This window comes from Arcobacter sp. L (assembly GCF_000284235.1).
GTDB lineage: Bacteria > Campylobacterota > Campylobacteria > Campylobacterales > Arcobacteraceae > Aliarcobacter > Aliarcobacter defluvii.
Genome location: NC_017192.1, coordinates 2,361,520 through 2,377,085 on the forward strand (window position 1 = coordinate 2,361,520; position 15,566 = coordinate 2,377,085).

At 27.3% G+C, this 15,566-nt stretch carries 12 protein-coding genes; 3 read left to right on the top strand and 9 right to left on the bottom strand.

The features are described 5' to 3' along the window. Nucleotides 1–10: 10 nt before the first annotated feature. From ABLL_RS11650 to gltB, 7 genes are read right to left on the bottom strand one after another with little or no spacing between them, the layout of a single operon-like run. Entirely contained in the window at nucleotides 11–889 is an 879-nt protein-coding gene (locus ABLL_RS11650; protein WP_014475003.1) for an ELM1/GtrOC1 family putative glycosyltransferase, read from the bottom strand. Beyond that, complete coding sequence (locus tag ABLL_RS11655) at nucleotides 864–1,772, bottom strand: hypothetical protein (RefSeq protein WP_041654886.1); 909 nt, start codon at nucleotides 1,770–1,772, stop codon at nucleotides 864–866. The genes ABLL_RS11650 and ABLL_RS11655 overlap by 26 nt, the downstream gene beginning before the upstream one ends. Continuing rightward, nucleotides 1,772–3,241, bottom strand: a complete 1,470-nt coding sequence (locus tag ABLL_RS11660) for a Ppx/GppA phosphatase family protein (RefSeq protein ID WP_014475005.1) — start codon at nucleotides 3,239–3,241, stop codon at nucleotides 1,772–1,774. Before ABLL_RS11660 ends, ABLL_RS11655 begins: the two co-directional genes overlap by 1 nt. Beyond that, the gene (locus tag ABLL_RS11665) at nucleotides 3,241–3,495 is read right to left on the bottom strand and encodes a YfhL family 4Fe-4S dicluster ferredoxin (RefSeq protein ID WP_014475006.1); all 255 of its coding nucleotides are present in this window, start codon (nucleotides 3,493–3,495) and stop codon (nucleotides 3,241–3,243) included. The genes ABLL_RS11660 and ABLL_RS11665 overlap by 1 nt, the downstream gene beginning before the upstream one ends. A gap of 43 nt (nucleotides 3,496–3,538) precedes the next feature. After that, nucleotides 3,539–4,294, bottom strand: coding sequence for an inositol monophosphatase family protein (locus tag ABLL_RS11670; protein WP_014475007.1), 756 nt, complete (start codon nucleotides 4,292–4,294; stop codon nucleotides 3,539–3,541). Nucleotides 4,295–4,296: 2 nt separating this feature from the next. Then, nucleotides 4,297–5,673 (bottom strand): glutamate synthase subunit beta, encoded by a 1,377-nt coding sequence (locus ABLL_RS11675; RefSeq protein ID WP_014475008.1) that lies wholly within the window; start codon nucleotides 5,671–5,673, stop codon nucleotides 4,297–4,299. Nucleotides 5,674–5,678: 5 nt separating this feature from the next. Beyond that, entirely contained in the window at nucleotides 5,679–10,115 is a 4,437-nt protein-coding gene (gene gltB, locus ABLL_RS11680; RefSeq protein ID WP_014475009.1) for a glutamate synthase large subunit, read from the bottom strand. A gap of 289 nt (nucleotides 10,116–10,404) precedes the next feature. Here gltB and ABLL_RS11685 point away from each other — a divergent pair, with 289 nt between their 5' ends. The 3 genes from ABLL_RS11685 to ABLL_RS11695 are packed head-to-tail and all read left to right on the top strand — an operon-like array spanning nucleotide 10,405 to nucleotide 13,247. After that, a complete protein-coding gene (locus ABLL_RS11685; RefSeq protein WP_014475010.1) occupies nucleotides 10,405–11,397 on the top strand; it encodes a DctP family TRAP transporter solute-binding subunit in 993 nt (330 codons plus the stop codon). Nucleotides 11,398–11,410: 13 nt separating this feature from the next. Next, nucleotides 11,411–11,965, top strand: a complete 555-nt coding sequence (locus ABLL_RS11690) for a TRAP transporter small permease (protein WP_014475011.1) — start codon at nucleotides 11,411–11,413, stop codon at nucleotides 11,963–11,965. Between the two features lies 1 nt (nucleotide 11,966). After that, on the top strand, nucleotides 11,967–13,247 hold the full coding sequence (locus ABLL_RS11695) for a TRAP transporter large permease (RefSeq protein WP_014475012.1): 1,281 nt from the start codon (nucleotides 11,967–11,969) through the stop codon (nucleotides 13,245–13,247). 27 nt (nucleotides 13,248–13,274) lie between these two features. Here the strand turns inward: ABLL_RS11695 and ABLL_RS11700 are convergent, their stop codons facing one another. Together ABLL_RS11700 and ABLL_RS11705 are read right to left on the bottom strand one after the other, a co-directional pair. Further along, entirely contained in the window at nucleotides 13,275–13,982 is a 708-nt protein-coding gene (locus ABLL_RS11700; protein ID WP_014475013.1) for a glycerophosphodiester phosphodiesterase family protein, read from the bottom strand. Beyond that, nucleotides 13,969–15,558 (bottom strand): cache domain-containing protein, encoded by a 1,590-nt coding sequence (locus ABLL_RS11705; RefSeq protein ID WP_014475014.1) that lies wholly within the window; start codon nucleotides 15,556–15,558, stop codon nucleotides 13,969–13,971. The genes ABLL_RS11700 and ABLL_RS11705 overlap by 14 nt, the downstream gene beginning before the upstream one ends. Nucleotides 15,559–15,566: the final 8 nt, after the last annotated feature.

Below are 15,566 nucleotides of genomic sequence, written 5' to 3' on the forward strand. Positions count from 1 at the left end.
TTTCCTTTTTTTAAATCTTTACTTTTTTCAATAACTTTACAAAATTTACTTTTTCATCATCCATATCTTCAATAATATTTACTAAACGATGAAATTTTGTATTCTCTTTTTTTGAATCTAAATCTATAATATTAATTTTAGCATCTGTGTTTGCTCTTACTTCACTTAACATTGAAGTTGAATCAGTTGTAATAAAAAATTCATCACAAACAGCTATAAAATCTCCGATAGGATTGATTTTTGGTTCTTTTGAATAAATAAGTTTATAATCAAAATCATATTTATTTATTAAATTTTCAATTTCTTTTGAAGTTCTTCTTGAAGTTGTTATATATTTTAAATACTCAGGATAATTCTCAAAAATAAAATCTAATTCATCTTTTATTAATTCATATTCCATTGTAAAAACATCATTATCTCCTCCAATTATAATTGCAAGTGATTTTTTATCTTTAACTTTTTTTACATAACCTTTTGCTTTAGGAAATGATAAATTTAAAGGAAGAGTTAGAATATTATCTTGTCGTATTGGATTATCATGCTCTTGTGCGATTATATAATAAAAATTTTTGAATTTATATGATTTTGGAAGCATTAAAGCTATTGATTTTTTATTATACTTTTGAGCAATAAATTTATTAAAATAATAAGTTCCTGAACCTGTACTAATTATTGCGTCATAAAAATCAAAATAATATTTTTTATAATCTTCAAATAAAGCATCAGTAAAAAAATCAAATTTATCAAAAAGATAAGATAGCAATTTATGAAATTTTGATTTAAATTTTACTTCTAAAATATCATAACTTACATCTTTTATTTTGCAAAAAGCTATTGATTGATTTAAGTGTCCTGGTTTGCCATCACTTATTATTAGAATTCTTTTCATATATCTCTCTATAATGACTTTTAAATCTTTTATGTGGCCAAAACCACTGTTTTTTATCTTCATAAATTATAGCAGATATTGCATTAGCTTCTAATTGTGAAATTTTTTTTAGGTCTTCTTTTTCATTCTCAGTTTTTATAGGAATAATTGGTTCATAAATTTTAATTTTATAAGTATAATTTTCTTGATTAAAAATAGCAAGAGGAACAATATACGCATCAAACTTTCTAGCTAAATTTGCACTAGAAGATGATTGATACGCTTTTTTCCCTAAAAACTCAACTTCTTCACCATCTCTTGCATTTATATTTTGATCAATTATTAAAGATACTGCTTCTTTTTTTAGCATTGCTTTTACAAGCTTTTTTAAAGCTCCATCTTTAAAAACTATTTTACTTCCAGATGCTTCTCTTGCTTTTACAATAAATTCATCTATTTCACTAAAATTTGACTCTCTGGCTACTTGATGTAAAGGTATTACAAATTTATTTATATAACAACTTAACATCTCCATATTCCCAAAATGAGCAGAAATTAAAATAATTGGTTTATTCTCTTTTTTTAGATTTAAAAGTATCTCTTCATTTTCTATTTTAACTGTTTTTTTTAATTCATCATCACTCACATCTAAATTTTCTATTAAAGATTGAACCCATAAAACCATATTAAAATATGAATATTTTTGAATACTTTTTATTTCATCATTAGATAAAGAATTATTAAAAACAAAATTTAAATTTGTTTCTATAATCTTATTTGTATTTTTTGCGAATAAATAACCACAATATGCTACAAATCTAAAAAATGATCTTCTTACTGATTGCGGTAATTTTCTTAAAATAAAAACTACAAATAAAAAAATTTTATATACTATTTTTTTCATCATAAAATCTTTATTTTTAAATCTTCCGGTGTTTCTAATTTATCAATGTTTGATTCAATTAAAAATGATTTATTTGGTAAATTAATTTCTAAAATATCTTCATTTAAAATATATTCAACTTTTGGTCTAGAAAAATCTTGATTAACTGCAATATTCAATGAAATCATAAAAGACATCCATTGCATTACTCTAAGACTAGGTAAAAGTTCTTCATATTCTAAAATATCATTTTTTGTTGGAAGTGATTTTTTTGAAAATTTTATTGTATGAGCTACAATCATTCTTGATGTATGTAAAAAATCATAATTTAAACCATTTAAAATAAAATCAAATGCATTATCATTTGATTTATAAAAATTCAAAGTTGAGCCAATAGAATGAAGTTTAGATGCAATTACAAGTAAACTTCTACTTTTACTATCTAAATTATGTAAAGGTTTCAAAATATCAAATATTTTTTTTGCATTATTACCCAAATATGCACTTTGTTTTTCATCAATTTGAAATCTATCAAGCAAACTTCTAACACTAACATTAAAATTTTCAGGGAACTTATGGTTTGAATTTCTAAGTAAATCAGTTAAATAAACACCTTCTCGAACCCCAACTCCTGAAGTTACAACTTGTTTTATTTTAAGCTCATCTAAAATTGTTTTAAAGATAAATGCACCCTCTTTTATAGTATCAAATCTATCTTTTTTTACTCCAAAAGATTTTAAATCATCATTATCTTTTGCTCTAGAAATTCTGTCAAATAAAATTATTTCATTTTCAACATTATAAGTAAATCCATGAAGAACATCTAAAGGATATTGATTTTTTGCCATTACTATTTTTGATAAAGCTCTAATACTCCCACCAATTCCCACAACTTTTTGAGGGATTTCTATATTTAATTCAAAAATCTTTTTTAAATTATCTAATATATATTTTTTCGCACCTTCAATATTATTTTTATTAAAATAAAGTTCTTTTATTCGAACTGTTCCAATATTTAAAGATATAGATTTTTCTATTTTTCCAGCATTTACAAAAGCAAACTCTGTAGAACCACCACCAATATCCACAGTTACAAAAGTATCATCATGCAATAAATTTGAAGTTGCAATTCCACCAAAATATGCCTCTTTTTCTCCATCAATTACTTTTATATTTAAGCCTAAATCATTTTTTATTCTATTTATAAAAACTTTTGAATTTGGTGCATCTCTTAAAGCTGATGTTGCTACACATATAATTTTTCTTGATTTTAATGCATTTGATATATTTAAAAAAGATTTTAAGGATTCATAAGCTCTTTGCATGGGTATATCTTGAAGATTACCATCATTTTCATAACAACCTTCAGATATTTTCACCCTACTTTTAGTCTCATTTATTAAACTAAATGCAAATCTGCTACTTTTTTGTAATACAACCATTCTCATTGAATTGGAACCAATGTCAATGATTGTCGTTACTTTAGACATTAATTCTCTTCTTCCATTAATTGTTCATATTTGAACTTTAACTCTTCCATTGTCTCTTCGTTATCTGGATCAATAATAATACAGTCAACAGGACAAACTTCAACACATTGTGGTTCTTCATAATGACCAACACACTCTGTACATCTATCTGGATCAATTACATAAATTGGGTCACCCTCTTCAATAGCATAATTTGGGCACTCTTCTCTACATGCATCACATGCAATACATTCATCAGTAATCATTAAAGACATATAATTTCTTCCTATTGTAATTTAATTGTCTTGGAGTTATAACCTAAAATTGATTAATAATTTCTTTAAGTAAGTCATATTTTTCTTTATTTTTTGTTATAAATAAATATTCATTTGACCTATAAATATATAAATCTTTACAAATATATAAAGCTGCCGCAATATCAAATTCTCTTATATTGCCACCATATAATACAAATTCATAATCAATTGCACTGCATAAACTAAGAGCAACTGCACCTAAAGTTCTAAATTTGATATGTAGTAAACTTAATTTATCACAAATTTTTGGATATGTATAAGCTCTTTCAAAAATTGCAAGTTTTGTTTTTACAACTTTAATTTTATCTTTATAGTCCATTGTAATTAATGAAAAATATTTCTTTTCTTCATCAAATACTCTATAAGTCATGATTCCTGAAACTAAATTTGTTACAAAACCAGCAACTATTTCTTCATTATATTTTAATGCTACAGATGTACCATAATATGGTAAATCAGAATAAAAATTATTACTCCCATCCAAAGGATCTATTACTAGAGTATAATCTTTATTAGTTGTTAATAATCCACATTCTTCTGAATAAATATTTCCAAATTTATCTAAATACTTAATAAATATTTTTTCAGCAATTAAATCCATTTTTAAAGAATTATCTCCGCCAAATCCAACACTATTTGTGTAGGAATAATCATTTAAAGATAGATTTTCATTTATATATGTATATATTTCTTTATTAGCTAATTTTACAGCCTCTATAAAATCTCTTTTATGAAAGGCTGTAATATTTTTATTCATTTTTACAATAAATCTTTTATTATTGCTTTTGCTGCTTCTCTTCCATCAACAGCTGCAGTTACAGCTAAATGAGCACCTCTTCTGCAATCCCCACCTGCATAAACTTTTTTATTTGAAGTTTTGTAATCTGAATTAATTACAATTCCACCCCAAGAATTTGTTTCAACATTTAGTTCTTTTAAAAATGCAGGAACTTCAGGAGAGAAACCAAGTGCTAAAATCACAACATCTGCCTCTTCTAAATATTCAGATCCTTCATTAATAACTACTTTCTGTCTTCCGCTTGCATCTGGTTCACTCATTGAAGTTTCAAGTAATTCAACTGCAACTGCTAAATTATTTTCAACTTTTATAGATTTTGGAGCAACATTAAATACAAATTCAACACCTTCTTCTTTTGCATTTACAACTTCTTTTTTAGATCCAGGCATATTTTTTTCATCTCTTCTGTAAAGACATTTTACAGTTTCAGCACCTTCTCTAACAGATGTTCGAACACAATCCATAGCTGTATCTCCACCACCAATAACTACAACGTTTTTATCTTTTACATCAATATAATTTATATTTTTGTTTCCAAGATTTCTTTTTTGAATCCCTGTTAAAAAATCAATCGCAAAGTATACATTTGATGCATTCTCACCATCAACTCTTACTTTATTACTTGAAGTTGCACCAATAGCTAAATAAATTGCATCAAACTCTTTTTCTAAATCTGATATTGATTTATCTTTTCCTATTTCACAATTAGTATGAAGTTTCATTCCTGCTTCAAGTAACCAGTTAATTCTTCTATCAACAGTTGTTTTATCTAGCTTAAATCCTGGGATTCCATACATTAAAAGTCCACCAGCTCTATCTGCTCTTTCAAACATTTCAACATCAAATCCACGTCTAAGAAGAAATGTTGCAGCTGAAATTCCAGATGGTCCAGAACCAATAATCGCAACTCGTTTATTATTTTTTTTAGTAGTAAATTGAGGTTTCAATCCATTTTCAAAAGCATTTTCTGAAATATATGTTTCAATTGCTCCAATAGAAATTGCTCCATGACCTGTATTTAAAGAACATGCACCTTCACAAAGTACATCTTGTGGACAAATTCTTCCTAAGATTTCAGGAAAAGGAGATGTTTCATTTGATAAAGCAAAAGCCAAATCTGGATTTTTTGTTGCTGTTTGTTTTAACCATGCTGGAATATAATTTCCTAATGGACATCCTGTATGACAATATGGATCACCACATTGCATACATCTATCTGCTTGTTCTGTTGCTCTTTGTTTTGTAAATACTTGATATACTTCATCAAAATCTTTTAATCTTTGAAGAACATCTCTTTTTTCTGGATTTACTCTTTCAAATTTTGTAAAATTTAACATTTTTCTTAATCTCCCTTGTCCGGATCCAGTGGTAGCACTGTCATATTTTTTGGTTTTACCATCCAGAAATTTCTAATTTCAGCTCTAAAATTTTGTAATATATGTTCAGCTATTTCACTTTGTGTTTCGTGTAAATAATCTAATAATAATCTTTTTAAATATAATCTTTCTCTTTCAGTATCATCTGTATCAACTCTAACTGGTTCAATTAATTCTTGATTCATTTTATCAACAAATGTTTTTTCTGGATCATAAACAAATGCCAAACCACCTGTCATACCTGCTCCAAAATTAATTCCAGTGTTACCTAAAATTACAGCTATTCCACCTGTCATATATTCACATGGATTATCACCTGTTCCTTCTACAACAGTTATACATCCAGAATTTCTAACTGCAAATCTTTCACCCACAGCTGCTCTAATATATAATTTACCACCTGTTGCTCCATATAAACAAGTATTACCTGCACCTGCAAATTTTGGACCTTGATGAGCTGGATTAATAATGATTTTACCACCATTCATACCTTTTCCAACATAATCATTTGCTGCACCATCAAGATATAAGTTCATACCTTTTGATAAAAATGCTCCAAATGATTGACCTGCAATTCCTTTTAAATTAATATTTATAGAATTTTCAGGTAAGCCTTTATCTCCATAAAATCTTGCAATTTCTCCTGATATTAAAGCACCAAATGATCTATTTAAATTTGAAATATCTGCATTTACTTTTACAGGTGAACTTGGATTTTCGATTGTTCTATGAACTTTTTTTAATAATTCTTTTTCAAATTTATTATCATCAAAAGGAGCATTAGTCTCTTTTTGACAAGTATCAATTCCTTCAACTCTTCTTAAAATATTTTGAAAATCAAATTTTTGTGCAAATTTATCATCAATAACTTTTAATAAATCAGATCTTCCAACAATCTCTTCAATCGTTTTATAACCTAAACTTGCAAGAATATTTCTAACATCTTCAGCGATAAATGTAAAGTAAGAAATTAGTCTTTCAACTGTTCCTGTAAAATAATCTCTTAAAGTTTCATCTTGTGTTGCAACTCCAACTGAGCATTTATTTGTATGACAAATTCTTAAAATTTTACATCCAAGTAGTGTTAAAGATGCTGTTCCAAATGCGTAAGATTCAGCACCTAACATTGCAGCTTTAACAACATCAAGACCTGTTTTCAATCCACCATCTGTTTGAACATGAACAAACTCTCTTAAATGATTTGCTTTTAAAGCATTATGAGCTTCAGAAAGCCCCATTTCCCATGGATTTCCTGCATGTTTAATTGATGTTAAAGGAGCAGCTCCTGTTCCACCATCTCCACCTGAAATAATAATCTTATCAGCATAAGCTTTTGCAACTCCTGCTGCAATTGTTCCAACACCAATTGATGATACAAGTTTTACTGTGATTTTAGCCAATGGATTAATTTGTTTTAAGTCAAAAATTAATTGAGCTAAATCTTCAATTGAATAAATATCATGGTGTGGTGGTGGTGAAATTAAAGTAACACCTGGAACTGTATGTCTTAATGTAGCAATAAGACCCGTTACTTTATGTCCTGGTAATTGTCCACCCTCACCTGGTTTTGCACCTTGTGCAACTTTAATTTGTAACTCTTCAGCACTTCTTAAATATGCAGGTGTTACCCCAAATCTTCCTGATGCAACTTGTTTGATTTTAGAATTTCTAATAGTCCCAAATCTTTTTGCATCTTCTCCACCCTCACCTGAATTTGACATACCACCAATAGTATTCATAGCAGTTGCCATTGCTTCATGAGCCTCTGGAGAAATTGAACCTAATGACATAGCAGCAGTTGCAAATCTTTTGAAAATAGTTTCTTTTGATTCAACTTCACTAATATCTATAGGTTTTCTATCTGAATTAAATTCTAAAAAGTCTCTAATAAATTTTTTATCTCTATTAGCAACTAACTCTCTTAATCCTTCAAAATCAGTAATATCTTCTTTTGAAGAAGCATGTTTATTGTGCATAGCTTTTGTTGTAGCTGGACCATAATCATGATATTCACCACCATTTGAATATTTATAAAATCCACCTAAATCAAGAGGAAAAATAGAATGTTCTTCTTTAAATGCATTATGGTGAGATTTATTAATTCTTTCTTCAATATCAGTAAATGTTAAACCTGATAATTCACTATGAGCACCAGTAAAACAGCTATTAATAATTTCATCATCTAAACCAACAATATCAAATAAACCAGAATTTCTATATGATGCAATTGTACAAATACCCATTTTTGACATAATTTTCAAGATACCTGCATTTACAGATTTTTGAGTATTTTTTAAATATTTTTGCATTTCATATTTAGTTGGTTTCTCTCTTTGGAAAAAAGCAACTGTTGATGCATACATCATATATGGATAGATTGCTGTACATCCAAAAGCAATTAATACAGCTGCCATATGAGGATCATAAACTTCTCCTGTAATAGTTACAAGTGAAACATTATGTCTAATCCCTTCTTTTAATAATTTTTGATTTAAAAAACCAACTGCCATTGCTGCAGGAATAATCTTTTCATTATCATTTACAGCTCTATCATCTAGAATCACAACAGCAACACCATCTTCTCTAACTGCTTTTATAACATATGTAGCTAAAGTTTCTAAAGATTCTTTTAAATTTGATTTAAAGCTTGTTGAGAAAACTCTATTTTTATAATATGCGTCATATCTTGGAGATTTTTCATCACCAAAAGAATATAAAACATCATATTTTTCTTTCATTAAAATAGGACTTGTTACTTTTAATCTTCTAGCATATTCTGGTTTTTCATCTAAAACATTGTGAACTCTACCAAATCCAGTTTCTAAAGACATAACTACTTTTTCTCTATATGGATCAATTGGTGGATTTGTAACTTGTGCAAATTTTTGTCTAAAAAAATCTGTAAAATTTCTATTTACTTTTGAAAAACAGGCTAACGGAGTATCATCACCCATAGAACCAACTGGTTCTTTTCCATCTTTTGCCATTGGCTCAATAACTTGATCCAATACTTCATAAGTAATATTAAAATACTTTTGTTTTTTCTCTAAATTTTCAAATTTATAGTCTTTTACATTTAAAAAAGTATCTTCTATATATTCTTGAACATAATCCATATCATCATTTAACCATTTTGAATAGTGTTGAGATGATTTTAAATAATTATTGATGTCATCTTCTTTTAATATTTTTCCATGTTTAAGATCAAGTGCAATCATTTGACCTGATTGTAATCTTCCTCTTTCAAGAACATTATCATCTTCTATATTTAAAGTTCCATATTCAGATGTAATATATAATTTATCATCTTTTGTAATAACATATTTAGATGGTCTTAATCCATTTCTATCAATTAAGCATCCGATATGTCTTCCATCTGTTAATGAAACAGCTGCTGGTCCATCCCAAGCTTCCATAGTAGTTGCAGTATATTCGTAAAATGCTCTTAAGTTTGAATCCATATGAGGAGCATTTTGCCAAGGAGCTGGTACTAATGCACGTGCAGCTTTAAAAAAATCCACTCCATTTGCAAGTAAAAATTCAAACATATTGTCTAAAGATGTTGAGTCTGAACCAACATTTTGTAAAATTGGCAATAATCTTTTCATCTCTTCTTCTGAAAAAACATCTGATTTTAACTGTTCTGATTTTACTTCAACATTAAATCTATTAGCTTCAACAGAATTTATCTCTCCATTATGAGCTATTGCTCTAAAAGGTTGCGCTAATCTCCATAAAGGAAGAGTATTTGTTGAAAATCTTTGATGAAATAAAGAAAAAGAAATTTTAAAATCTTCATCTCTTAAATCTATATAAAAATGCTTAATGTGCGTAGGCATAATAAGCCCTTTATACGCAATTACCTTAGATGAAAATGTAGGAATATAAAAATCTTTCTTTTCTATTAATTTATGCTCACACTCTTTTCTTGTTAAGTAAAGCATTGCTTCAAATCTTTTAGATGACATTAAAGTACTTGGGATAACAAATACTTGAATAATATGCGGTAAACTCTCTAAAGCTTGTTGACCTAAAGCATCCGTATCAACAGGAACTTCTCTTGTCAAAATAACTTTTAAATCATTTTTTTCACAATATTCTTTAAAAGTATCTATATCTTCAAGTTCTTTTGCAAAAATCATCGCAACTGCGTAAATTTCTGGTAAATCAACACCTTTTTGTGCTGCTACCTTTCTCATGAAAGAATCAGGCATAGATAATAATAAACCAGAACCATCTCCTGTTTTACCATCTGCTGCTACTGCACCTCTGTGCATCATTCTTTCAAGTGAAGTTATTGCATCTTCTAAATTTTTATGACTTGGTCGATTTTTCATATCTGCTACTAAACCAAACCCACAATTATCTTTAAAAGAAGTTAGTAAGTCTAAATTACACCCCATCATTTTCCTTTATATTAATCTTTCATATTCCGTAGTAAAGTTGGATAATAATATACTATAAATTAGTTTAAATTGTAGTTAAACACTTGAAATATTGAATCTTTACAACCGCTAATTATACAACAATTATTTCATATAAAAAAGTATAAATTATATATTTTTTATACAACAGATATTTTTTATACAATTTGTATAAAGTATCAAAAAATAGACAATTGTTAATAATTACATAATAGTTACATAACTTTTAACTATAATTTTTTATATCAAAATTTAAGGAGAGTAAGATATGAGAAAATTAGTTTTAGGAACAATTGCAGCAGCAATGTTAGCAACATCGGGATTAGCAGCAGATTATACAATGAAAGTAAGTCACGTTGTAAGTGCAAGTACACCAAAAGGTAAAGCAGCAGACTTTTTTGAAAAAAGAGTTGAAGAATTAACAGGTGGAAAAATTGATGTTCAAGTATTCCCAAATTCTCAATTATACGGTGATGGTGAAGAAATTAAAGCACTTGTTATGAATAATGTACAAGTAATTATGCCAAGTTTATCTAAATTTACAAGTGTTGCACCACAAATGCAATTATTTGATTTACCTTTCATTTTTAGAGATAAAGCACATCTTTATAATGTAATGGATGGAGAAGTTGGAGCAATTTTAAAATCAAAAGTTGATGCAAAAAAACAAATGATTGCTATGGATTACTGGGATGCTGGATTTAAAGATTTTTCTAGTAGCAAAAAACCTTTAATTGTACCAGAAGATGCAAAAGGAATGAAATTTAGAATTCAAAGTTCAAAAGTTTTAGAAGCACAATTTAAAGCTGTTGGTGGAAATCCACAAGTTTTACCATTTTCAGAAGTATATTCAGCATTACAACAAGGTGTTGTAGATGGAACTGAAAATCCATTATCTAACTTCTATACAAAAAAATTCCATGAAGTTCAATCTAGTCTTACTTTAAGTAACCACGGATACTTAGGTTACCTTGTTGTTATGAATGAGCAATTTTGGAATAAATTACCAAAAGATTTACAAGAAAAAGTTTCTCAAGCTATGAAAGAAGCTACTGAACTTGAAAGAAAAGAATCAGCAGTTGAAGATGCAAAAATTATGGATGAATTAAGAAAATATTCAAAAGAAACAGGAAAACTTGAAATTATAGAATTAACACCTGAACAAAAACAAGAATGGAAAAAAGCTATGTCAGTTGTTTATCCTAAGTTTTATGATGTAATAGGTGAAGATTTGATTAAAAAAGCAATTGATACAAAGTAGTAAAGTTTAAAATATGAAAAAATTTTTTGAAATTATCGACTTAATTGTAGGTACAATCAATAAAACAATGGCAGTCTTAGGACTGTCAATTGGTGTTTTATTAGCATTTATCAATGTAATATTAAGATATGTTTTTGATATGAGTCTTACTTGGGCTGCTGAACTTACAAACTATCTTTTTATTTGGTCTGCACTTTTTGGTGCTGCATATGGTTTTAAACAAGGAGCACATATCTCTGTAACTTTACTTATTGAAAAGTTTCCTCCGTTTATTACCAAATGTCTTCTAATTTTTGCAAATTTTATTTCAATCGCATATCTTGCTATACTATCATATTTTGGATATGAACTTATCCTTATGTTAGCAGATTTTGGAGAAATGAGTGTTGATTTAGAAATTCCTTTATGGATCCCACACCTTGTACTTCCTATTGCTTTTGCATTAGCCGCATATAGAGCTGCTGAAAAATTAGTTGAAATTTATAATACTGATGCAAAAGATATTGAATTATTTAATGAACATGAAAATGTAATACATGAAGTTACATCAAATAAAGGAGAAAAATAATATGGTAATTGCAACTTTATTTATCTTATTATTTGCACTTATGCTTTTAGGAGTACCTGTTGCTGTCGCATTGGGAACAACTACACTTATAACTTCATTCTTTTTTACAGATATGGATTTAATGGGAATTCCTTCTAAAGTTTTTGATGGATTAAATAAATATACACTTATGGCTATTCCTATGTTTATTTTAGCTGGTTCTTTATTATCAAGAGGTTCTTCAGCTACAAGAATAATCGAATTTGCAAAAAGTTTAGTTGGGCACCTTCCAGGAGGACTTCCAATTGCAGCAATTTTAGCTTCTGTTATATTTGCAGCAGTAAGTGGAAGTTCACCTGCAACTGTTGCGGCAATTGGTTCTGTTATGTATGGAGCAATTAAACAAGCTGGTTACAATGAACAATTCGCCATCGGAACAATTGCTACATCTGGAACATTAGGTATTCTTATTCCACCATCAATTGTTTTCATTGTTTTTGGGGTAACTGCTGATCAATCTATTGGAAAACTTTTTATGGCAGGAGTTATTCCTGGACTTATGATTGGTGCAATGATGATGATCGCAACATATTTTTTAGCTAAAAAAAGTGGTTTTAAAGCAACTCAAAAGGCAACTTTTAAAGAAAGATTTTTAGCATTTAAAAATGCATTTTGGGCATTATTAATTATTGTAATTGTAATTGGTGGAATTTACGGAGGTATTTTTACTCCAACTGAAGCTGGTGCATTTAGTGTAATGTATGCTTTTTTTGTTTCATTCTTTATTTACAAAGATACAAAATACAAAGATTTATATAAAATTATTCTAGACTCAGCACAAACAAGTTCAATGATTTTCTTTATCATTGCAAATGCTATGCTTTTTGCCCATTTCTTAACAGATGAGCAAATTCCACAACATATTACTCAAATGATAACTGATGCAAATATGGGACCTTTAATGTTCTTATTAATTGTAAATATTTTACTTTTATTAATGGGACAATTCATGGAACCAAGTTCAGTGGTTATGATTACAGTACCATTATTACTTCCAATTGGAGTTGCTTTAGGAATTGATCCTATTCATCTTGGAGTTATTATGGTTGTAAATATGGAAATTGGTATGATTACCCCACCGGTCGGACTCAATTTATTCGTTGCAAGTGGTATTACCGGACTTAGTTTAAAACAAGTAATTATCGCTTCATTACCTATGACGACAATTTTGATTATAGGCTTATTATTAATTACTTATATACCTGCAATTTCATTGTGGTTACCAACTTTAATGTATGGATAAAAAGAAGAGAGACTTTCTCTTCTTTTTTCAAATTAAAAAATTCTCAAAAATTATCCCATCAACTTTTTTAGCTATTTCTTCGTATCTATTTTTATTTTTTATAGTCCAAGTTATAATCTCTATACCTTTTTTTTTACAAAAAATATAGATTGAACTATCTAATAACTTTTCATCTAAAGAGACAAAATCAGGCTTTACTTTGAAAAATCTATATAAAAAAAGAATTTTTTCATATTTCCTAAAATTATTAGGAAGACTTTCAAAAATTAATCCTATTTTATGATTTAATCTACTCGTTTTTAGATAAATTAAAATATCTTTTTCAAAAGAACACAAAAAATATTCACCCTTATATTTTCCCAATAATTGAAATACAATCTCTTCTAATAAACCTATATTTTTATGTTTTTTTATTTCGATAATCAATGTAATTTTTCCATTTACTAAAGACAAAACTTCTTCTAATAATGGTATTTTTTCATCTGTTTCATATAAATTTAAATCTTTTAAAAAAGAGTATTTTACTTCTTCAATATTCTCTTTTTTATTACACAAACGATATAAATTCTCATCATGAAAAACTACTATTTTGTTATCATTTGTAATATTGATATCAAACTCAACTGAATAATTATTTTCAATAGCCTTTTTAAAGGCTAATAAGGAATTTTCAGGAATTAATTTATTATGATGAAATCCCCTATGAGCAATATATTTATTTTTAAATAAACTCATAATTTATGTCTTTAACTAAACTATCTTTTGGTACAAAAATACCAAACTTTGCACCTACTTTTGTATTTCTAACTCTTAGTTTTCCTTTCATATTTTTATCCACAATGATTTTCGACATATATAAACCTATTCCTGTACCTTTACTATCTTCTTTCGTAGTAAAATATGGTTCAAAAATTTTTCCTTTAGGTTCGACTAAAACTCCTCCACCATTGTCTTCTACATATAAAACTACATAAGTATCTTCTTCATAAGCTGTTATTTTTATTGTTGGATTTTTTATATTTTTTTCTATTAAAACATCTTTTGCATTATTTAAAATATTTAATAAAACTTGTTCATATTCATTTAAATACGTCTTTAAAGTAATATTTTTATCTATATCTATTTGTAAATCTATATTATAGTTTTTTAATGTACTCGAAATTATATTTATAACTAAATCAACAACTTTATATAAATAAAACTCTTCTTTTTCTTTTTTAGGCATAAAAAAATTTCTAAAATCATCAATTGTTTGAGACATAAATTCCAAAACTTTATCTGCTTCTTGAGATTTTTGTTCCATAGTTTTTGAATCAAGTGCATCAATACTATATTTAAATCTTATATACATAAGAATTGAAGATAATTCACTTAATGGTTGCCTCCATTGATGAGCAATATGAGAAATCATCTCACCCAATGCTATAAATTTGGATTTTTGTACTAATAATTGTTCTTTTTCTCTATTTTTTTCAATCTCTTTTCTTACTTTTTCTTCTAAGGATTGATTTAAAACTTCTAATTCTTTTGCATTAAAAAGAACTTTATTTTCATAATCCTTTAGAACTTTATCAATTTTTTGAGAGATTACAATTGAAATTAAAATTGCAATAGACAAAAACATTATAAAAAGAACCACATTTTGTACTACTTGATTTTTAACTCTTTTTTTTAAATCTTTTGTTTTAAGAGCAATCTCATTTTCCATATCGTCAGTATAAACACCAACAGCTATAATCCAATTCCATTTTTCATAATATTTAAAATATGAAATTTTTTGTTTTATCTCTTTCGTATCAGGTTTTTTATAAGCATATTTAGTAAAAGATTCACCTTTATATCGAATATCTCTTAAAAAATCTTCTCTAAATTTTTTACCATCTTCATCTTTGTAATTTGTTGAGATATATTGTCCAACAATATCTAATCTATTTGGATTTACTATTAACTTTGCAAAATTATCTCCACCTTGCATATTTTCAACTTCATAAACAAAAAAATAGTTACTTGTATTCTCTTCAAAGGTAATATTATTTAATAATCTTACCGCATCCATTTTTTGTTCTTCATCATCTAAATTTGATTTAACAATATTGTAATTTAAAATATCAATAATCGTATTTATCTCTTTTTTCAGAGTCATTTTTTTATCAGAATAATATTCATTTACAAATTTTTCCATTTCAATATCAAAATCATTATATGTATTTTTTACATAAAAATATGACATTGCAAAAACCATTGATGACATTATGACAATAAAAGTAAAAATAATTATTTTTGATAAATTTTTTTCAGTAACCAATCCCAAAATAAAAC

Coding starts and splice junctions, on each gene's coding strand:
- ABLL_RS11650 (WP_014475003.1), bottom strand. CDS start 889: ATGAAAAGAATTCTAATAATAAGTGATGGCAAACCAGGACACTTAAAT.
- ABLL_RS11655 (WP_041654886.1), bottom strand. CDS start 1,772: ATGAAAAAAATAGTATATAAAATTTTTTTATTTGTAGTTTTTATTTTA.
- ABLL_RS11660 (WP_014475005.1), bottom strand. CDS start 3,241: ATGTCTAAAGTAACGACAATCATTGACATTGGTTCCAATTCAATGAGA.
- ABLL_RS11665 (WP_014475006.1), bottom strand. CDS start 3,495: ATGTCTTTAATGATTACTGATGAATGTATTGCATGTGATGCATGTAGA.
- ABLL_RS11670 (WP_014475007.1), bottom strand. CDS start 4,294: ATGAATAAAAATATTACAGCCTTTCATAAAAGAGATTTTATAGAGGCT.
- ABLL_RS11675 (WP_014475008.1), bottom strand. CDS start 5,673: ATGTTAAATTTTACAAAATTTGAAAGAGTAAATCCAGAAAAAAGAGAT.
- gltB (WP_014475009.1), bottom strand. CDS start 10,115: ATGGGGTGTAATTTAGACTTACTAACTTCTTTTAAAGATAATTGTGGG.
- ABLL_RS11685 (WP_014475010.1), top strand. CDS start 10,405: ATGAGAAAATTAGTTTTAGGAACAATTGCAGCAGCAATGTTAGCAACA.
- ABLL_RS11690 (WP_014475011.1), top strand. CDS start 11,411: ATGAAAAAATTTTTTGAAATTATCGACTTAATTGTAGGTACAATCAAT.
- ABLL_RS11695 (WP_014475012.1), top strand. CDS start 11,967: ATGGTAATTGCAACTTTATTTATCTTATTATTTGCACTTATGCTTTTA.
- ABLL_RS11700 (WP_014475013.1), bottom strand. CDS start 13,982: ATGAGTTTATTTAAAAATAAATATATTGCTCATAGGGGATTTCATCAT.